This window comes from Bacteroidales bacterium, assembly GCA_023229505.1.
GTDB lineage: Bacteria > Bacteroidota > Bacteroidia > Bacteroidales > JAGOPY01 > JAGOPY01.
The window spans coordinates 27,878-48,756 of sequence record JALNZD010000027.1 but is presented as its reverse complement, the minus strand read 5'-3'; the positions used below and the strand labels follow the sequence as shown (position 1 = coordinate 48,756).

General features: G+C 43.9%; 14 protein-coding genes. 10 read left to right on the top strand and 4 right to left on the bottom strand.

Going from position 1 to position 20,879, the window contains the following annotated elements:
* Positions 1-57: 57 nt before the first annotated feature.
* A complete protein-coding gene (locus M0Q51_10720) occupies positions 58-789 on the bottom strand; it encodes a geranylgeranylglyceryl/heptaprenylglyceryl phosphate synthase (GenBank protein MCK9400449.1) in 732 nt (243 codons plus the stop codon).
* A 55-nt stretch (positions 790-844) separates the two neighbouring features.
* The gene (locus M0Q51_10715; protein ID MCK9400448.1) at positions 845-1,486 is read right to left on the bottom strand and encodes a 4'-phosphopantetheinyl transferase superfamily protein; all 642 of its coding nucleotides are present in this window, start codon (positions 1,484-1,486) and stop codon (positions 845-847) included.
* Positions 1,487-1,629: 143 nt separating this feature from the next.
* Here M0Q51_10715 and ahcY point away from each other — a divergent pair, with 143 nt between their 5' ends.
* Positions 1,630-3,051: an adenosylhomocysteinase gene (gene ahcY, locus M0Q51_10710; protein ID MCK9400447.1), complete on the top strand. Its 1,422-nt coding sequence runs from the start codon at positions 1,630-1,632 to the stop codon at positions 3,049-3,051.
* Positions 3,052-3,180: 129 nt separating this feature from the next.
* Here the strand turns inward: ahcY and M0Q51_10705 are convergent, their stop codons facing one another.
* Positions 3,181-3,654 carry a hypothetical protein gene (locus tag M0Q51_10705; GenBank protein MCK9400446.1) on the bottom strand — a complete coding sequence of 158 codons (474 nt, stop codon included), beginning with the start codon at positions 3,652-3,654 and terminating at the stop codon, positions 3,181-3,183.
* Between the two features lie 154 nt (positions 3,655-3,808).
* On the opposite strand from M0Q51_10705, the gene M0Q51_10700 reads away from it, so the two are divergent.
* The 9 genes from M0Q51_10700 to M0Q51_10660 all read left to right on the top strand — a co-directional run bounded on the left by M0Q51_10700 (position 3,809) and on the right by M0Q51_10660 (position 18,910).
* Positions 3,809-4,057 (top strand): hypothetical protein, encoded by a 249-nt coding sequence (locus tag M0Q51_10700; GenBank protein MCK9400445.1) that lies wholly within the window; start codon positions 3,809-3,811, stop codon positions 4,055-4,057.
* Positions 4,054-7,275, top strand: coding sequence for a histidine kinase (locus M0Q51_10695; protein MCK9400444.1), 3,222 nt, complete (start codon positions 4,054-4,056; stop codon positions 7,273-7,275). Before M0Q51_10700 ends, M0Q51_10695 begins: the two co-directional genes overlap by 4 nt.
* 10 nt (positions 7,276-7,285) lie before the next feature.
* Positions 7,286-8,035 carry a LytTR family DNA-binding domain-containing protein gene (locus tag M0Q51_10690; protein ID MCK9400443.1) on the top strand — a complete coding sequence of 250 codons (750 nt, stop codon included), beginning with the start codon at positions 7,286-7,288 and terminating at the stop codon, positions 8,033-8,035.
* A 118-nt stretch (positions 8,036-8,153) separates the two neighbouring features.
* Positions 8,154-8,600: a hypothetical protein gene (locus M0Q51_10685; GenBank protein ID MCK9400442.1), complete on the top strand. Its 447-nt coding sequence runs from the start codon at positions 8,154-8,156 to the stop codon at positions 8,598-8,600.
* Positions 8,601-8,728: 128 nt separating this feature from the next.
* Positions 8,729-12,442 (top strand): carboxypeptidase-like regulatory domain-containing protein, encoded by a 3,714-nt coding sequence (locus M0Q51_10680; GenBank protein ID MCK9400441.1) that lies wholly within the window; start codon positions 8,729-8,731, stop codon positions 12,440-12,442.
* 24 nt (positions 12,443-12,466) lie between these two features.
* Entirely contained in the window at positions 12,467-16,807 is a 4,341-nt protein-coding gene (locus M0Q51_10675) for a T9SS type A sorting domain-containing protein (GenBank protein MCK9400440.1), read from the top strand.
* 43 nt (positions 16,808-16,850) lie between these two features.
* Positions 16,851-17,918, top strand: coding sequence for a PorV/PorQ family protein (locus M0Q51_10670; GenBank protein ID MCK9400439.1), 1,068 nt, complete (start codon positions 16,851-16,853; stop codon positions 17,916-17,918).
* A 97-nt stretch (positions 17,919-18,015) separates the two neighbouring features.
* On the top strand, positions 18,016-18,489 hold the full coding sequence (gene greA / locus M0Q51_10665; protein ID MCK9400438.1) for a transcription elongation factor GreA: 474 nt from the start codon (positions 18,016-18,018) through the stop codon (positions 18,487-18,489).
* Between the two features lie 13 nt (positions 18,490-18,502).
* Positions 18,503-18,910 carry an HIT domain-containing protein gene (locus tag M0Q51_10660; GenBank protein ID MCK9400437.1) on the top strand — a complete coding sequence of 136 codons (408 nt, stop codon included), beginning with the start codon at positions 18,503-18,505 and terminating at the stop codon, positions 18,908-18,910.
* Here M0Q51_10660 and M0Q51_10655 read toward each other — a convergent pair.
* The gene (locus M0Q51_10655) at positions 18,904-20,805 is read right to left on the bottom strand and encodes an amidophosphoribosyltransferase (GenBank protein MCK9400436.1); all 1,902 of its coding nucleotides are present in this window, start codon (positions 20,803-20,805) and stop codon (positions 18,904-18,906) included. The two genes, M0Q51_10660 and M0Q51_10655, sit on opposite strands and share 7 nt — an antisense overlap.
* Positions 20,806-20,879 lie beyond the last annotated feature (74 nt).

Genomic DNA, 20,879 nt, shown 5'->3' with positions numbered 1-20,879 from the left:
GAAATGAATGACTGGGTCATCTGGTCGTATGCATTGGTCAGAAAGAGGAAATCTGTTTCAGGACGAATGAATCGCATGGGCAATCTCTTTTAAGCAGGAATAGTCCTTTTCAATAGCATTTCCGACCACGATCATGTCCGCCCCGGCTTTACAGCTTACCATTGCCTGTTCCGGTGTTCGGATACCCCCCCCAACAATCAGGGGAATGGAAATATTTTCCTTCACTTTTTTAATCATAGAAGGCGAAACAGGCCATTCAGCGCCGGATCCGGCATCCATATAAATCAATCTGAGCCCGAGCATCTCTCCCGCCATGGCTGTGCATATCGCAATATCATCCTTCAGCCTGGGTATGGGGATCGTATTGCTGATGTATTGCGCAGTGGTTATCGGTCCGCTTTCTATGAGCATGTAACCGGTAGGTAATATCTCCAGGCTGCTGTTTTTCAGATATGGCGCCGCAATGACATGTTTTCCGATCAGCAGGTCGGGATTTCTCCCCGAAATGAGGGACAACAATAGTAAAGCATCGGCTTTCTCGTTGATCTGCAAAATACTTCCGGGGAAAAGGATGACCGGAATATCTGTCTGGCCTTTGATGGTTTTCAGGGTGTCATCCAGGTGATCATAGGTCAGCAGGCTACCGCCGACAAGAATGAAATCAACTGAACATTCACTGGCGGATGAAATGAGGAGGTTTAGTCCCTTTACGTCGTATTTATCCGGGTCGATTAATACCGCAAATGATTTGCGATAGTTATTATTCAGGATCTTTTCGTAAATGCTCATACCCGTTAGTCTGCTGCAAAAATACAAAATAATGTAAAAGCCTTTGTGATTCCTATTAAATCGCTGCGTCCAGCAAATACACCAGGATATAATCACCGTTCAGCTCACTGAATAACTGGTATTTATCCCGTTTTCCGCTAAAGCGGATCTCCGCAATGAATTTCATCCCGGCTTTAGCCGGGATATCCACAAAAATATTATCCCGAAAATCAAGATTCCTCTGACCGTACAATTTGTAAAGCGCTTCTTTGGCACACCAGGCCAGGGTCAACTGCTCAAGTTCCCACTCCTTTCCGATTAAGGCAGATTCTTCCGGGTTGAGAAATTTTTCCCTTACTTTTTCAATACGGGGCCTGATCTTTTCCATATCGATTCCGACCCTCGCATGACAGCTGATGATCACGGCGGCAAGGTCATCCGTATGGGTAACGGATATATGAAAATCGCTCCCGGCAAGGAATGGCTTTCCTGAAACATCATATTCAACAGGAAATTCGTCCGGTTTAAGCAACTCCCTTATCAGGAGCCGGTAGGCAAGCCATTGCTTTTTCCGGCTTTCGGCAACAAATGATTGATAAAGAGTCTCTTCCTCTTCTCGTAATCTGATAGCTGATCGAAGTTCTTCAACGCTCTCCGAGATCTTCCATATTGCATACAATGTATGCCCGTCAATTATTTTTCTGAAGAGTTCAGCCATAAAAGGATGCCCAAATATCTTCCAAAAATACAAGATTCATCTGGAATCTTAAAGAATCCTGTGATTTTCCTTAAAGGATTAATTCCCGGAAATGCTGCCCCGAAAAACATTTATCGTAACTTTGCAGGCTTAAAAATAGAAACATGGATAACTTTTTAATAGATAGCGCTTTGAAATATAAAGTGAAGGATTTAATCCTGGCTGACTGGGGTCGTAAAGAAATTGAAATAGCAGAAAAAGAAATGCCGGGGCTGATGTCGTTAAGGACAAAGTACGGATCCTCAAAACCGCTGCAGGGCGCCCGTATTTCGGGTTCCCTTCATATGACCATCCAAACGGCCGTTCTGATCGAAACTCTTATCGAACTGGGTGCCGAAGTAAGATGGGCCAGCTGTAACATATTTTCTACGCAGGACCATGCTGCCGCTGCCATTGCTGCAAAGGGCATCCCGGTCTTTGCATGGAAAGGCGAAAACCTTGAGGAATACTGGTGGTGTACGAACCAGGCACTTTCTTTCCCGGGAGGAAAAGGACCGCACCTGGTTGTCGATGATGGAGGCGATGCCACTTTGCTCCTGCATTGGGGTTTACAGGCTGAAAAAGACCCTGCATTCCTGAACCGGGCTACCGATAGCCAGGACGAGGTCGCCATTTTCGACCTCCTTCGCAAGATCTACATAGAGGATAACCGGAAATGGCATAAAGCAGTCCAGGATTGGAAAGGCGTTTCTGAAGAAACCACCACCGGGGTTCACCGTCTCTACCAGATGCAGGAACGTGGTGAGCTGCTTGTCCCGGCCATAAATGTCAATGATTCGGTTACCAAATCGAAGTTTGATAATCTCTATGGATGCCGTGAATCGCTGGCAGATGGGATCAAAAGGGCAACTGACATCATGATTGCCGGCAAGGTGGTAGTGGTCATGGGTTACGGAGATGTGGGCAAGGGATGCGCTAAATCGATGAAATCTTACGGTGCCCGGGTGATCGTTACGGAAATCGACCCGATCTGTGCCCTACAGGCTGCCATGGAAGGCTTTGAAGTCAATACACTTGAAAATGCGCTCTCAAGGGGTAATATCTTCGTCACGGCCACAGGCAATAAGGATGTGATTAAACTGGAACACATGCGGCGGATGAAAGAAGAATCTATCGTCTGTAACATAGGGCATTTTGATAACGAAATTCAGGTCAACCAGCTTAATGAACTTAAAGGGATCCAAAAGATCAATATCAAGCCCCAGGTTGACAAATATATATTCCCGGAGGGCCACACCATCTATGTCCTGGCAGAGGGACGGCTTGTAAACCTCGGATGTGCCACAGGCCACCCCTCCTTTGTCATGAGTAATTCATTCACCAACCAGATCCTGGCTCAAATCGACTTGTGGCAGAACGACTATAAGATTGATGTGTACCGGTTGCCGAAAAAACTTGATGAAGAAGTAGCACGGCTCCATCTTGAACATATAGGGGTTCACCTCACCAAACTCTCCGACGAACAATCCGCCTATATCGGCGTGCCACAAGAAGGGCCATATAAACCGGACCACTATAGATACTAAAAAATCCAAATTCCAAATTCCAAGCACCAAACAAATCACAAACTTCAAAATCTAAAATACCTAAACTGTTTGAGATTTGAAATTTGAGTTTTTGAATTTGTTTGGAATTTGGTGCTTGAAATTTGGAATTTAGTTGTGAATATACAGCAAATCCCCGTAATACTCAGTTGCGTACATCCCTAAAGACATGCTGGAAGGGCCTGAAACCGGTGAGCCATCTAATATCAGGTATTTCGATATGGTACAAGTGTCCATTACATAAGGAAAATCCACAATAAGCGCGGTACAGATTGTTTTTGCAGCGTTACAGCAGCTATCGGGCTTAAAGGGCGGGGTTCTTTCAAAGGCTAAGAACTGGTCTTCAGTAAGCCTGTAGACTATGATCCCGCGGCTCGGGGATTCAGCTCCGTCTGTCTCATCAAGGTACATCCAACCGCCTGCAATATTCAGCTCCTGGTAAATAGTTGAATTGGGATCGATTGTAATATCAATCGGAGGCAATGGCAACCTGTCCCCATTATCTTTATTGCAAGCAGTAATGAGGGCGCCAATAATAATTGTAAATAATCCGGCTGCCAGAAAAAAATTTCTAAATCCTTTCATCTTTTTTCCTTCAATGAATTATAAGCAAAGATACGAAAAAGGGTTATTTTTCTATCCCGAAAAGATAGATTAACCCGCATCTTATTCACAAGGTATATCCATATGTAAATCAACAGGCTAAAATGCATAATTTAGCAGTAATTTTATGAGACAGGTGGCGAACAGAATATTTAAGATTTTAGTTCTATTATTGCTTATCCAGGGATTGGCGACATCATGCATAACTGCGGCCCGCGAAGAAAAATATTATGAGAGGCAGGAGAAAAAACAGGTGGCTGAGGAACAAAAAGCATACGAGAAAAGTGTGAATGGTCATAAAAAGATCCAATCCAAAGGAACACTTAAGATGATGCGGGAAACCGAAAGGCAATCAAAGCAATTAAATAAATCCCGGAAACGTTGAACCAGCCCACGCTATATGCATCGGACCGCGCTAAATTTTATGCGATAACAGCAAGGTTATTGCTTTGGATTTTGGCTTCATTCATGGTGTGTTTTTTACGCTGGCAACCTGTTAATGCCCAACAAACCAATATTAAATTTGACCGGCTGACTACTGAAAAGACGTTGACGGTGAAGGGTTTATCTCAAAATTCTACTTATTGCCTACTCCAGGATGCCCAGGGTTTTATCTGGATCGGGACCTGGGATGGGTTGAATAAATATGACGGCTATGATTTCGTTATTTATAATACCGAGAACGGGTTGAGTAACCCTACTATCAATACTTTATGCGAAGATGATGAGAAAAATATATGGATAGGGACGGATAACGGTTTGAACCTGCTTGACCGGAAATCCGGCAATATCGGGCAGTTCCATTATAAACCGGGTAATACCAACTGCCTCAGCGATGATTTTATAAATCATGTATTCCAGGATAAACAGGGATTACTTTGGATCAGCACCTCTTTCGGGCTGAACCGTTTCGATAAGGGCCGGAGGATTTTTACCTCCTATAATTTTTTTGAACGTAATTCCGATAGCTCCTTATCCAACTTTATTTCACGTGTTATCGAAGATCGGTCAGGAAGCCTCTGGATTGGGACCCATGCAGGTATTCATTGCTTTAATATTGAAAAACAAAGCTTTAAGGATTATAAGATGGAATCTGACCCCACGAAAGCTGAATTTATAAAAAGTAATTACGTTAAGGACCTTGCATATGACGAAAAGGGCAATATTTATGCAGCTACCCTTAATGGTATTTATATTATTAATCCCGAAAAAGGTATTATCCATCACATGGGAGTTGAAGAGAATGAGGATCGCACCCTTTCCGGAAACCAGGTCAACACTTTGCTTATCGACACTAAAGGTTCTGTCTGGATAGGCACAAACAACGGGCTTGATTTATATGATCCTTCTCTGAATCTGATCAGTCATTTTAAATCAGGTGGAAGTACGACAAGCCTCAGTAATGACGACATCAGGAGCATATACCAGGATCAGGCCGGTGCGATCTGGATCGGTACTTATAAAGGTCTGAATAAAGTTGACCAGAGTCCAAGCCGGTTTACCCATTTCCAGAATGACCCCGTTGATCCGAACAATTTGTCGGATAATATCGTTTATGCTATTATGGAAGATGAAAATAATCTGACCTGGATCGGAACTTACGGTGGCTTAAATATCTTTGACCGGAAAAACGACAGGTTTTCCTTTATCAGGCACAACCCGGCAGATCCTGAAAGCCTTTCAAGTGATAAAATCAGGACCATAGTTCTCGATAGTTCCGGCTATTTATGGGTTGGGACCGAAAGTAGCGGAATGAACAGGATTGACAGGAAAACCGGAAAGATTACAAGATATTTCCATGATCCTGGTGATCCATATTCTCTCATCGAGAATAATATACTTACGACGATCGTTGACCGTAAAGGAAGAATATGGATTGGAACAGTCAATGGGGGGATAAATATCCTGAATCCTTCAGACGGGAAGTGCCGGCTTCTTAGTTACGACCCTGGGAACAAAATCAGCTTAAGTAATAACAGAATATGGTCCATTTATGAAGACCGGGAAGGAAATTTCTGGATCGGGACCAATGACGGTCTGAATAAGATATCATCCGATCTTCAGTCGGTCAACGTCTTCAGGAACGATCCTTCAAACCCATATTCCATCAGTAGTAACAGGATTTTCTCAATTTACGAGGATAACAACGGGATTTTCTGGATCGGGACCATGGGTGAGGGCCTTAACCGCTTTGACCCGGTTAATGAGCAATTTAAAGTTTACACTGAACGGAATGGCCTTCCTAATAATGTTGTTTATGCAACCCTGGAAGACGCGGAAGGCAACCTGTGGATAAGCACAAACTGGGGCTTATCAAAATTTAATACGCTGAACGGGATCTTTGTGAATTATGATACCAAAGATGGAGTGCAGGGTAATGAATTCAATGCCGGTGCTTATTTTCAGAACCTTAATGGAGAGATGTATTTTGGGGGGATGAATGGGATTAATATTTTTCACCCAAGGGAAATTACGCTGAACAGGGTCCCGCCACGGATGGTCTTTACCGGGTTGAGGATTTTAAACGATCTGATTGATACAGATATTGAAAATGGAGAGATCATCAGGCTTCCCTATACAGAAAATTTCTTTTCAATTGAGTTTTCAGGTCTTGACTATACAAATCCATCCAAGAACCTTTACCGCTATAAGCTTGACAATTATGATGAAGAGTGGGTATTTGCCAATGCCGGTCAACGGCGGGCAGAATACCGCAAGGTCGACCCCGGGACCTACTATTTTCTGGTTACCGGGTCTAATAACGACGGTATCTGGAACCAGGATGGTATCAGCCTTACAATCATAATCAGTCCCCCCTGGTGGAGAACCTGGATTTTCCGGATGTTTTTTATACTGGTCCTGGTCATGCTTTTGTGGAGCATCATCATTCTAAGGATTAAAAACATTAAAAGAAAACATGAAGTTGAGAAAAAAATGCTTTTTATCGAGAAGCAGGTGTTTGAATTAGAGCAAAAAGCATTACGGCTGCAGATGAACCCTCATTTTATTTTTAATTCCTTAAATGCTATTCAGAACTTTGTGCTTCTAAATGACACGGATAAAACAGTCAATTACCTGGCCAAGTTCTCCCATCTTATGCGAATGATCCTGGCCAATTCAACAGTATCTTTCATAACCCTTAAAGATGAGCTGAAGGCGCTTACTTATTATATGGATTTGGAAAAACTTCGTTTTGATGACAAATTCGATTATCAGATTAACAGAGACTCTGCTATTGATGAAGAGTTTGTTGAAATTCCCCCGATGCTTTTTCAGCCTTACGTTGAAAACGCCATCATTCATGGATTTGTAAATAGCCCGAAACCAGGTTTGCTGGAAATTTCACTCAAACGGCTGAATACGGGAACATTGCTGTGTATTATTCAGGATAACGGGATTGGAAGAGAGAAAGCTATCGAGATAAGGGACAGGTCAGGCATAAAAAGGCAACCGAGGGGCATGACCATCACGCAGGAAAGGATTGAAATATTCAATAAGCAAAGCAGGAAAAACTTTTCAGTCAAGATCATTGACCTGAAAGATGAACATGGGGAACCTTCAGGCACAAGGGTGGAGTTCACAATACAATATAAAGAAATTTAAAATCCTTACCATGATTAAAGCTATTATCATTGAAGACGAAAAAATGTCGAGGGAAACACTTCGCCACTTACTTGAGAAATATTGCCCTGAGGTGGAGGTTGTTGCAGAAGCCGATGGTTACCGGAAAGGATTGGAGGAAATCAGGAAACACCCTCCGGATGTTATTTTTCTTGATATTCAAATGCCAGATGGGAGTGGATTCAGGCTTTTAGAAGAATTAGATGAAGTCGATTTTGAGATCATCTTTACAACAGCCTTCGACCAGTTCGCCATCAAGGCAATTAAATACAGCGCTCTGGATTATCTGTTAAAACCAATCATTCCGCAGGAGCTTACCGAAGCCATTAAAAGGGTTGAAAAGAAAAAGGCTGAAAATGTGAAGAAAAGAAATCTGGAGACTATACCGGAAAATTTAAGGACCCAGGGCGAAGGCAGTCAGAAGATCGTACTTTCCACTTCTGAAATGATCCATGTGATCAGTGTCGAAGATATCATCCGGTGCGAGTCTGATAATTACTATACCTATTTCTATTTTGTTGATGGAAGAAAATTACTGGTTTCAAAAACGTTGAAAGAAAATGAAGAATTACTCAGCCAGCATAGTTTTATACGTCCCCACAAGTCTCATCTAATCAATATAAAGTATATAAAAAGCTTTATCAGGCATGATGGCGGTTATATTTTAATGACTGACGGAACCCGTGTCCCGGTCTCCCGAAGAAAAAAGGATAAAATTATGGAAATCATATTTAATTTATAATCAATTATTTATCCTTAATCTTTTCACCGTAAACTGATTACCCCGAGCCGTTAACTGATTAATTATTTGTACCTTTCGCCGATTTTATTACTTTTATCTCAACCAGAATGATTCAACCATGGACGACTTTATTTACCTGATCGCTTTGTTTGCCTGGGTGGCATTTGCGTTTTACCGGAAATCACAGAAGAAGAGTGAAGCGGCACGGCGGGAACAACCCAGACCTCAACCCCGGGATATATCTTCTCCTTTTCCGACAATGAAGGATATATTCGGTGAAGGACCATCAATTGAAGTTGTGCCTGTTCCCGTAACTCAAGCTTCGACAACTGATGGAATGGCACCGGAATTAGAGGAAACGGCCTTCGAAAAGGAGTATAAACTTAGTGGCATCAGTTCTATTGAGGAGATGGATACTCCATTTTATATAAAAAAAACTGAACATACTGATTTACAAGAAGATGAATTATTGGCAGAAAACGATAAGATTGAAGATTGGAGGGCTAGAGTGGATCTAAGGCAGGCAGTGATATATTCGGAAATCCTTAACAGGCCTTATGTTTGATCAGGTCAATCCTAACTTAAATATTTTTAAATGCACTTTTAATAATTTTTGGAGAATACAAGTATTTATTTATAACTTTACCCGCTTCAAATTCGCGCAATATTTAACCTAACATAAATTTGTATGGTATGTTAAGAAAGTTACTCTTCACTTTTGGCATCATTCTCTCTGCCAACTTGTTAGTTTTTTCACAATCAGGTGTGCTTAAAGGCAAAGTGCTTGATAAAGACACCCGGGAGCCGCTCCCGTTTGTGAATATTGTGGTAGAGGTAGGAGGAACCAACGTTGGTGGGTCGGCCTCCGATTTCGATGGGAATTTCATGATCAAACCTATCCCACCGGGAAAGTACGATGTAAAAGCCACTTATGTTGGCTATAAACCCACTATGTATAAAGGTGTGGCCATCGCGGCAGACAATATCCAGTTTCTCGATATAGAAATGGAGTCGACGGCACAAATGCTTACAGAATTCGAAGTCAAAGAGTATGCTGTTCCTTTGATTTCCAAGGACCAGACAACTTCCGGAGCCTCCGTGACTTCGGAAGAAATTGCCAAGATGCCAAACCGGTCGGCTAACTCCATCGCATCGACGGTAGGGGGCGTTTTCTCAGCCGACGGTGAGCGCGGACGTGTCAGAGGAGCGCGTGAAGATGCCACAGTTATGTACATCGACGGGATTAGGGTCAGGGGCTATTCTAACCTTCCTGCTTCCTCTATCGAACAGGTCGACGTGGTCCTTGGCGGCGTGCCGGCCCAATACGGCGATGCAACCGGGGGTATCATCAATGTTACGACCAAAGGGCCTTCCCGTAATTTCGGGGCGGGTATGGAACTTGAAACTTCGGAGTTTCTGGATCCTTTCGGTTATAACCGCGTTGGACTTAATATTAATGGCCCGTTGTTTTCCAAGAAAGATGAAAACGGTAAAAGGACAACCTCCCTCCTGGGATTTTTTATCGCCGGGGATTTTAATTACAATAGGGATGGCAGACCCATCGGCACCGATTTTTACAAGGCAAAGGATGATTACCTGAAATATCTGGAAGTAAACCCGCTAAGACCTGCTGCTGAAGGAGCCGGGACTTACGCGAATGTCCTCTACACTGAAAAAGGCGACCTGGAAAAAATTAAAACCACCCAGAATACCAGCAATTACGATATCAACCTGACTGGCAAGATCGATATCAGGACCACCGAAACTATCAACCTGACTTTCGGGGGTTCTTATTACGCGCTGAGTTCAAATAATTTCGACTATGCTAACTCCCTGTTCAATTACGACAAGAACCAGCACCAGGTCAGGAACACCTGGAGGGTCTTCGGCCGCTTTACTCAGCGCTTCCCGTCAGACAAGGAGAGTACATCACTGATTAAAAATGTCTATTACTCCATTCAGGCTGACTACACCCGTGATGGCGGTTATAATGAAGACGCGGATCATCAGCAAGACCTATTTAAATATGGTTACCTGGGAAAATACACTACTTACAAAATGCCGACTTATCAGATTGGTTCTGATACAGTTAACGGTAATTACTATGATCAGGCCTGGCAATTGAACAGCTGGGATTTTGACACGCTGGTTACTTTTGATCCATTCAACTTCAACCCGCTCATTGCCAATTATACTACATCCTATTATGACCTCTTTACCGGACAGCCTTTTGGGAATTACCAAAATCTCGGCCAGATCCAATTAGGCGGCGGTCTGTTGAATGGACAGGGCCCTGATAATGTTTATGGACTCTGGGCAGCTCCCGGTGCCCTGCAATCAGGTTATAATGAATTTGATAATGCCCAGTTTGCCGTAAATGTCTCCGGTGCCATGGACATTGGAAACCATGAGTTTAAATTTGGCTTTCAATATGACCAGAGAAGTGACCGGGGTTACGGTTATGCCCCCGCAGGCTTCTGGGGCCTCATGAGGCTAATCACCAATTTCCATATCCGTGAACTTGATATTGAAAATCCTTTTGTAGTAGAAGGTTCCAACCTTGATACAATTAAATATTACCGAAAGTATGATGAGATATCTCAAAGAACTTTTGATTATAACCTCCGGCAAAAACTTGGCCTGCCTACTGATGGCCTCGACTTTATCGATATTGACTCTTATGATTTTAATACTAATTCGATCAATTATTTTGATAAAGATGGTGTAAGACACACTATTAATTACGGGAATGAAATATTCTCAGTTGATATGTTCAGCGCAGATGAATTGCTAAATGACGGGATTTCCCCCTATGTCGGATACAATGGTTTTGATTACAAAGGAAATAAACTGACCAGCCGTCCAAGCTTTGAGGATTTCTTTAATAAGATGGATGAAAACGGGAACTATACCCGTGAAATCGGCGCTTATGAGCCTAATTACATGGCTTTTTACCTGCAGGATAAATTTGCTTTCCGTGACCTGATCTTCAATGTTGGCCTTCGTGCTGACCGCTTTGATGCTAACCAGCAGATGCTGAAAGACCCCTTCCTGATTTACCAGGCTTATTCGGTCAAAGAGGTCCAGAGCGTTGGTGGTGAACCTGTCGATCACCCTTCCAATATGGGCCCGGATTATGTTGTTTACGTGGATAATGTCAATAATCCAACCCAAATCGTTGGTTACCGCAACGAATATGACTGGTTTAATGCCAGTGGTGCTGAAATTCTGGACCCGACTACTCTTGATGTAGGTTCCGGTATCTCACCTTACCTGGTTGACCCGACTTTAGAAAGACCAACTATCGCAGCTTTTAAGGATTATGAACCCCAATGGGCCATCATGCCCCGTGTAGCTTTTTCTTTCCCTATTTCTGATGAAGCTTTATTCTTTGCACATTATGATGTGCTTACGCAACGACCGACCAATAGCGCCTTTGCAGACCCTTCCATTTATTATTTCTTTAATAATGTTTCAGGAAGAATCAATAACCCTGGTCTGAAACCAACGAAAACGATCGACTATGAAGTGGGTTTCCAGCAGAAACTGTCGAATTCTTCCTCGGTAAAGCTGGTCACATTCTATCGGGAAATGCGTGATATGCTCCAGGTCTATCGATATACAGGCGCATATCCGAAAGATTACACCTCTTATAATAATATCGATTTTGGAACGGTTAAAGGTCTGACTGTTCAGTATGATCTCAGAAAAACCGGCAACGTGAGGCTTAGTGCATATTATACCCTTCAGTTTGCCGATGCCACAGGATCCAGCCAGACCACTACTGAAGCCCTGATCGCTTCCGGTGTTCCAAACCTCAGGACTACTTACCCGATTCAGTCAGACCGCCGCCATTCCTTCAACATCTTCTTTGATTACCATTATGGTGGCGGAGCGGAATATAATGGCCCTGTAAGTCAAAGGACCAAGTCGGGGAAACCTCCGGTCCAATGGCTGAGTTACTTTGGTATTACGCTTACGGTTAACGGAGGATCGGGGACACCCTATACCCAGTCGATAAATGTCGTTGGAATCAACCAGGCCGGGACAAACCTGGTTAAAGGTACCTATTTTGGCTCCCGCGGCCCCTGGCAATTCAGAACGGATGCAACGATCGACAAGGACTTTCACTTCACTATGGGTAATGGTGAAAATAAACGCGAAGGTATTGTCAATGTTTATCTGCGTATAAACAATGTCCTGAATGCCAGAAATATCCTGGGGGTTTATTCATTTACCGGGAATGCCAATGACGATGGTTATCTGACTGCGGCGGAATCCCAAAAGCAGATCAGCGAAGCTATCAGTGAACAGGCTTACCGGGATTTGTATTCCATTGCCGTAAACAATCCGGGAAATTACAGCAATCCCAGGTCTATCCACTTAGGTGTAATCTTTAACTTCTAAGTAAATACTGAACCATACTTGAAAATGAAAATCATAAGAAATTATAATATGAAAATGAGAAATATCTATCGGTTCCTATCTTTATTGCTAATAGGATTACTACTGACAGGTGTTGCCTTTTCCAGGGAATTTGTGGGACCAAACAAAAATACAAGCGCCATTAAATCCACGGCTGCGGGATGTTCTGCAGCTTCCGGTTTCCGTTTCCTGGACATTAACAATGTCAGATGCAGGATCAACACCGGGGGTGATATGTGGTGGGATCTTCCGGGTGGAATCGGAGCCCAGTATTTTATTCCTAAATCAGGAACAGCCACGTCCATGTTCTCAGGATCACTCTGGATCGGAGGCCTTGATATCAACAACCAGCTCAAATTGGCCGCTCTCCGTTACCGGCAGGTTGGTAATGATTACTGGTCAGGCCCGCTGACCACGGATGGTACAGCTGCCGTTGACCAGGAAACCTGTTCGAAATATGACAAACATTATCCTATTACTCGCCTGGAAGTTGATGAGTTCCTGTCATGGTGGATCAGTGATAACAAAACCGTGGATTTCCCGGGCTACAGCATTCCCAAATCAATAATCGACTGGCCGGCCCATGGCGATGTAGCTAAATTGCAGAGCTATTACCTGGCCCCCTTCCGGGATGTCGACGGGGATGGAGAATATGACCCGAATAATGGAGACTATCCATATTATGATATTAAAAACGAACTTTGCCCGATCAATTTTGCCGGCGACCCGAATTATATTCCGGCAAGGACTATGGAAGAAGAATTGACGAATTATAAAGTTCCTCTTGTTGGCAGTATCCTGGTTGATCAGGTCATCAAAGGCGACCAGACATTATGGTGGATCTTCAATGACAAAGGCAATACGCATACTGAAACCCAGGGATCTCCGATCGGTATGGAAGTCAGGGCCCAGGCCTTTGCTTTTGCCACCAATGATGAAATCAATAATATGACTTTCTATTCTTATGAGATCATTAACCGGTCGACATTTGAATTAACTCAAACATACTTCTGCCCCTGGGTTGACACCGACCTGGGTTATGCATGGGACGACTTTGTAGGCTGTGATGTTTTAAGAGGACTCGGTTATTGTTATAACGGGAAGGCTATCGATGGCAGCGGAGAACCGTCAGCATACGGGTCTCAACCTCCTGCTATCGGAGTTGACTTTTTCCAGGGCCCGTACATTGACCCGGACGGATATGATAATCCCGGATTTACCGGTGATTGCAACCTGATCGGACAAGGCCAGAACTTTGAAGTAGACCAGATGGCTATCAACGGCGTAAATTTCGGCAACGGGATTGTTGACGATGAACGTTACGGGATGAGAAGGTTCGTTTACCATAACAACGGGGGAGCTGATTACATGTCAGACCCAAGTGTGGCATCGGAATATTATAACTTCCTCAGGGGTATCTGGAAGGACAATACCCTGATGCTTTATGGCGGTAATGCTCACAGCAGTTCAGGAGCTGTCGGGCCGGTATGTGAATTCATGTTCCCGGGTGATTCCGACCCATGTAACTGGGGAACAAGATTCCAGCCACCTAATGGCGGATATAACCAAAACGGAAAGTACTGGACTGAGGAAGAAGCAGGTAATGTCCCTAATGACCGCCGCTTTATGCAATCTGCCGGACCCTTTACCCTGAAACCGGGAGCTGTCAATTACATCACTGTAGGTATTCCATGGGCAAGGGCATCAGCAGGCGGACCCTGGGCCTCAGTCGAGTTGCTGAGGACAGTCGATGATAAATGCCAGGCTTTGTTTGATAACTGCTTTAAGGTCATTGATGGCCCCAATGCTCCTGACCTGGTAATCCGTGAGCTGGACCGCGAATTGCTGGTCTATATTGATAATCCCAAAGGGTCGAATAACTATCAGGAAAAATATGCAGAGTTTGACCCGAATATTCTTCAACCTAATCCGGCTCATCCTGAGCAAAGAAGCGATTCTCTTTACCGCTTTGAAGGCTATCAGGTCTTTCAGTTGAAAGACGCTTCGGTGACATTGGGCGTTGCCAAAGATGAATATGGTAATAATTTCAATCCGGACCAGGTCAGACGCGTCGCACAGTTCGACACGAAAAACGGCGTGGGGCGTATCATCAACCATTACTTCAACAAAGAGCTCGGATTTAATATCCCTGTAGATGAAGTTGTTGATGGCGGAGATGAAGGTATTCAGCACTCTTTCCGGGTGACTACAGATTTATTTGCCACCGGAGATAATCGGCTTGTCAATCACAAGCAATACTATTACACCATCATTGCTTATGCTTACAATGAATATCTTCCTTATAATCCTGAAGACCAGATAGGTAAATTTGGCCAAAAGCAATCCTATCTGCCCGGTCGTAAGAATATCCAAACCTATACTGCCATCCCGCATAAAACCATCAATGGAATGGTCATGAATTCAAGCTATGGCGATGGCCCTGCAGTTACCCGCATCGAAGGTCAGGGCAACGATGGTATGATCCTGGAATTTACGCAGGAAACAATAGACGAAATCATGTCGAAAGAACCGGTGGGTTCTGTAGTTGATGGTGATACGGTCCGGCTTGGCCATCCAAAGTATCCTATTGCTTATGAAGCTAAGTATGTCAATGGTTTTGGTCCGGTTAACGTCAAAATTATTGATCCGCTGAATGTTTCCACTGGACGTTATATCCTGAAATTTGATACCCTTTATTTAAAGAAGAATTACAATGTCTCAGGAAATCAAGCTCTTGTTGCAGGAGGCGATACAGCCAGTTTCATTACGGGATCATGGCACCTGGAGGATGAATCGACAGGTAAAGTTTATCCTTCCGATGCAACACTGGATCAGCAAAATGAACAAATCTTCCTTGATCTTGGTATCTCAGTGAATATGAAGTCGATATACAATCCGGGCCCAAAAAAGCTGGGGGAAATTTTCGACAATACCGCTAACAGCTATATATCAATATATGACATCCTTGCCGTAAATAACGGAATCCTTGAATCATCCCTCACTTATCAGGACAGCTCCTACCGGTGGCTTAGCGGTGTGGAAGACAACGATGTTCCGGGAGATTCCAGAAACTGGATCCGTGCCGGTACTTACCGAGATGGTGGAAGCAGCGACTGGAACATGCCCGTTAAACCGTTCGACCCCAATCAGAACTATGAGAGAATCATAAATGGCACGTGGGCTCCATATATCCTTTGTGCAGCCAATGACCAGGATAGTACCGGGCCATGCTATAATAGCAGTTCAAAACAGTATTCCCTGATTGAAGATGTTTATAGTGTAGATATCGTATTTACTTCTGATAAATCCAAATGGTCACGGGCGACAGTTATTGAAATGTGTCCGGATAATAACCTTTCAGAGGGTGGAGTGAAAAGATTTAAATTCAGGGCTGCCCGTTCGGTTGACAGAGATGGAAATTATGCCGCTGTCGGCAGTGGTCCAAGCAATGATCCAAATGCCCCCAATTATATTTCCGACAGCAGCATGAGCTGGTTCCCCGGATACGCCATTAACGTGGAAACCAGCGAAAGGATGAACATTATGTTCGGGGAAGATAGTTGGTTGGCTGAAGACAATGGAAGAGATATGCGCTATAATCCGACATCCAAAATTTTAGATTCATTATCAAGAAATCCCAGGTTCGGAGGAAAACATTATGTTTATATCATGGATCATATCACGCGCAATCTGCAGAACTATATATATAATTTCCCTGCTTACGATGCCTGCAGCTTTATCAGGAATGGTTACAATGTCCATGAAGTGCCATCAATTGTTTATGAAATGGCCTGGTACTCTTCTGTTATGTGGGTGGGAATGCCACTTTCAGTCGATGGCAAGGAATGGCTTAATAATGATGTGAAGATTCGTATCAGGGTCGCTAAGCCATATGAAAAGTACTACTCTGTGCCGATGGATTCTCTTTCCATTGCAAACTCTCAGAACAAGCAACTGCCTATGTACCGTTTCGAAACCGAATCAGTTGCCACCGAGATGAATAATGCTGATAAAGCTAAAAGCGATCTGGATTTGATACAGGTTGTTCCAAACCCCTACTATGCTTACGCCGGAGGCTCAGGTTATGAGCGGAATGCTCTTGACAACAGGGTTAAGATAACCAATCTGCCTGTTCAATGCGTTATTTCGATCTATAATGTTAATGGCACACTGATCAGGCAAATCACTAAAGATGAAGAGAAAACATCTGTTGACTGGGACCTCAAAAATTTTGCAGGTGTTCCGATCGCCGGGGGTGTTTATATCATCCACGTGAAATCCAATGACGGTGAGAAAATCATCAAGTGGTTCGGCGGATTGAGAACTCCTGATCTTAATGTGTTTTAATAGTAGGCTAGGATAAATGATTAATAATAAAATTTCATCTACCATGAAGAACTTTTACAGATACCTGGCAGCCCTGACAATCATCACTGCATTATCTTTCACTTTTTCCGGGGTGCAGGCTGGTAACAAAGACAGGTCCGGCCAGGCCGGAGCTCCTGAATTGCTTATTAATCCGTGGGCTGGAAGCGCTGGTTGGGGAGGTGTGAACACTTCCAATGTCAGAGGAGTTGAATCAATGTTTTCCAATATTGCCGGTTTGGCTTTTGTTAATAAACTTGATATAGGTTTTACCCAGACTACATGGCTGAAGGGTTCCGGTATAGGGATCTCTAATTTCGGACTCGGTGTCAGGGCAGGAGAAACCGGGGTCATCGGGTTATCAGTTTTTTCCATGCAATTTGGAGATCTGGATGTCACAACGACCGATCAGCCGGATGGAACTGGTGCAACTTATAAACCCAATCTTTTGAATTTTGCTCTTTCTTATTCAAAAGCTTTTTCAAACAGCATTTTCGCCGGCCTGACCGTCAGGATCATCTCTGAATCCATTCCCGATGCCAGCGCCCAGGGAATTTCAATCGATGCAGGCGTTATGTATGTTGCAGGTGAACGTGACCAGGCCAAGTTCGGTATTACATTGCGTAACCTGGGTCCTGCTATGAAATTTACCGGTGATGGATTTTCTATCAAATCATTTTTCCAGGGAAATGATAATTCCATATCTGTTTACCAACGCTCGGAAAGTTTCGAATTACCAACCCAGTTGCGTATCGGAGCCTCATATGATTTCCTGATTGGAGAATGGAACCGTCTGACCCTTGCAGGTAATTTTACTTCCAACTCTTTTTCCAAAGACCAGTTTACCCTTGGCCTTGAATATAGCTTGAAAGAGTATTTAATTTTACACGGTGCTTATACTTATGAGAATGGTATTACTGCCGGTGTCAATGATCCCAACAGGACCAATGCTTATAAAGGTGTCAGCTTCGGCGCTACCATCGAAGTTCCGGTCAGCAAGAAAAGCGGTTTAATATTGGGTATTGACTATGCTTACCAAACTACCGATAATTTCAGGGGCACTCAGGCATTCGGTGTACGATTGAAATATTAATACCTGAAAGAATAATATCAGTATCTTTGTACTTGCAAAGAGACCCTCGCTGAAGGGTCTTTTTGCTATTTTAACCGAAATGACATCAATAAAAATTATGGCAGAATCAAAATATTATACCAGGGAAGGGCTTGACAAACTCAGGGAAGAACTTAATTACCTGACTACTGTGGAAAGGCCGTCCATCTCGAAACAAATCGCTGAAGCACGGGATAAAGGCGACCTTTCGGAAAATGCAGAATATGATGCTGCCAAGAATGCACAAGGCATGCTTGAGATGAAAATTGCAAAAATTCAGGATGAGATCAGCAACGCCAGGATTATTGATGAAACTAAAATGGATACCCGGAAGGTGCTTATCCTTAGTACGGTAAGATTGAAAAATCTGAAGAATGGATCAAGTACGTCCTATTCTATTGTCCCTGAATCAGAAGCTAATCTCAAACTGGGCAAGATATCTGTCACTTCACCTATTGCCAAAGGATTGCTGGGAAAAGTAGTGGGCGACCAGGTGGAAATTGATGTCCCTGCCGGAAAACTGCATTTCGAGATTATTGAAGTCACACGATAAATAACTTATTACCATGCCAAGTATTTTTACCCGGATCGTCAATGGGGAAATCCCTTGTTACAAGGTAGCAGAAGACGATCGATTCCTTGCGTTTCTCGATATTAGTCCCCTTGCAAAAGGCCATACCCTTGTCATCCCAAAACAGGAAGTGGATTATCTTTTTGCAATAGACGACGAAATGTACCGTGATCTGTTCCTCTTTGCCAAAAAAGTAGCCTTAGCAATTGAAAAAGTTGTACCCTGCCAAAGGATTGGCATCGCTGTTCTTGGACTTGAGATCCCGCATGCCCACATCCACCTTGTCCCTATCAATACCGTTTACGATATTGACTTCAGGAAGCCAAAACTTGAACTGTCGAAAGAAGAATTTTTGGAACTTGCCGGAAAGATCAGCGGAGAATTTAACCGGATCAATCAGTAAGGCCGGACATCCCTGCCTTCTATGTAATTGATAAATGCCTTGTTCACGACCTTATTTCCACCCGGTGTGGGGTAATTACCTGTGAAATACCAGTCGCCTCTATGGTCAGGACAGGCCTCATGCAAATCCTCAATTTTCTGGTAAACAACATGGATAGCCGATTTGGTTTCGCTTGTAGTCAGCATCGCGGCTATCTTGGCCGAAATCTGTTCTGCAGTAAATGGCTTATAAATCTCTTTTACGTGGTTGGTTACCTCTTCTTTGGGTAAATTCGCCTGTGCCCTGCACTTTTTATAGACCTCATTAATAATATGTCCCTGCCTGGTTTCTTTCAGCAAATTGATCGCTGCATGGAAAGCAATAAAATCATGAAGTTTCGACATATCGATGCCGTAGCAGTCGGGATAGCGGATCTGGGGCGCTGAGGAGGCTACGATGATCTTTTTGGGCTGAAGCCGGTCAAGGATCCGGATGATGCTGTGCTTTAACGTAGTGCCGCGAACGATGGAATCATCAAGCACGACCAGATTATCAACCCCTTTCTTTATCGATCCGTAAGTAATGTCGTAGATATGACCGACAAGGTCATCCCGGTCTTTATCCTGGGTGATAAAAGTACGCAGTTTGGCGTCCTTGACCGCGACTTGCTCAACCCGGGGTCTGATGGAAAGGATCTCTTCAAGTTTTGCAGGCGTGAGTGACTTTCCCAGTTGCAGTATCTTTTCCTTTTTTATCCGGGCGCAGACCTTCTCTAATTCATTCATCAGCCCCTGGAATGCAACCGAAGCTGTATTGGGGATGAAGGAAAACACTGTGTTTTCCAGGTCGTTGTCGATAGCATCCAGGATAGCAGGGGTCAGGGCTTTGCCCAGTTTTTGCCGCTCACGGTAAATCTCAAAATCGCTACCCCTGGAGAAATAAATCCGTTCGAAGGAACAGGATTTCCTTTCGAGAGGTTCCTTGCATAGTTGTTCTGAAACGTGCCCGTCTTTCTTGATTATCAAGGCATATCCCGGTTTGATCTCTTTGACGGATTCATAAGGCACATTGAAAGTCGTCTGGATAACCGGTCTTTCAGATGCCACTACCACCACTTCATCGTCTTTGTAATAATAGGCAGGCCTGATACCGGAAGGGTCGCGCATGGCAAAGGCATCCCCGTGCCCGATAGCGCCGATGATGGAATAGCCACCGTCCCAATCTTTGCTCGACTGCGTAAGGATGGCCTGAATATCGAGATGTTTAGCGATCAGTCCTGAAATGTCCCTTTTCGGGTGGCCGGCCTGTTTGAATTCCTGGTATAACCGTTCGTTTTCTTCATCGAGAAAATGACCGATCTTTTCGAGCATCGTAATAGTGTCGGAAGTCTCGATCGGGTGCTGACCAAGATCGATAAGGCGTTCAAACAGCTCATCGACATTGGTGAGGTTGAAATTTCCGGCCATGACCAGGTTTTTGGTTTCCCAGTTGTTGCTGCGGAGCACCGGGTGCAATAATTCGATCCCTTGTTTACCAAAGGTGCTGTACCGCAGGTGTCCCATGAAGAGTTCACCGGTGAACTCGGCATGATACTTCAGCCAGTGGGAATCATTAAGAAGGCGGGCATTTTTTTCGCCGATGTCGTTGATACGGCTGTAAACGGTCTGGAAAATATCCGTGAGAGCTGTACTTGAATTGGAACGGGCCCGGTCGATGAATTTATGCCCCGGGGCGAGGTCGAACTTCACGCAGGCGATACCGGCGCCATCCTGTCCGCGGTTATGCTGCTTTTGCATCATCAGGTGCAGCTTTTTCAGGCCAAAGAACGAAGTGCCGTATTTGGCCAGGTAATGTTCAGACGGCTTAAGAAGCCGGATCAATGCAATGCCGCATTCGTGCTTGATGGGTTCGCTCATTCCATTCTTGATGCCAGATGCAAAGGTAAGAGATTTATTGAACTATATTTGGCTTCTGATTGAACTATAAATTA

Bases quoted from the DNA above. Each gene is read 5' to 3' on its own strand.
- M0Q51_10685 (MCK9400442.1), top strand. From the start codon at position 8,154: ATGGACGACTTTATTTACCTGATCGCTTTGTTTGCCTGGGTGGCATTT.
- M0Q51_10670 (MCK9400439.1), top strand. From the start codon at position 16,851: ATGAAGAACTTTTACAGATACCTGGCAGCCCTGACAATCATCACTGCA.
- M0Q51_10705 (MCK9400446.1), bottom strand. From the start codon at position 3,654: ATGAAAGGATTTAGAAATTTTTTTCTGGCAGCCGGATTATTTACAATT.
- M0Q51_10715 (MCK9400448.1), bottom strand. From the start codon at position 1,486: ATGGCTGAACTCTTCAGAAAAATAATTGACGGGCATACATTGTATGCA.
- M0Q51_10655 (MCK9400436.1), bottom strand. From the start codon at position 20,805: ATGAGCGAACCCATCAAGCACGAATGCGGCATTGCATTGATCCGGCTT.
- greA (MCK9400438.1), top strand. From the start codon at position 18,016: ATGGCAGAATCAAAATATTATACCAGGGAAGGGCTTGACAAACTCAGG.
- M0Q51_10675 (MCK9400440.1), top strand. From the start codon at position 12,467: ATGAAAATCATAAGAAATTATAATATGAAAATGAGAAATATCTATCGG.
- M0Q51_10680 (MCK9400441.1), top strand. From the start codon at position 8,729: ATGTTAAGAAAGTTACTCTTCACTTTTGGCATCATTCTCTCTGCCAAC.
- M0Q51_10690 (MCK9400443.1), top strand. From the start codon at position 7,286: ATGATTAAAGCTATTATCATTGAAGACGAAAAAATGTCGAGGGAAACA.
- M0Q51_10660 (MCK9400437.1), top strand. From the start codon at position 18,503: ATGCCAAGTATTTTTACCCGGATCGTCAATGGGGAAATCCCTTGTTAC.
- ahcY (MCK9400447.1), top strand. From the start codon at position 1,630: ATGGATAACTTTTTAATAGATAGCGCTTTGAAATATAAAGTGAAGGAT.
- M0Q51_10720 (MCK9400449.1), bottom strand. From the start codon at position 789: ATGAGCATTTACGAAAAGATCCTGAATAATAACTATCGCAAATCATTT.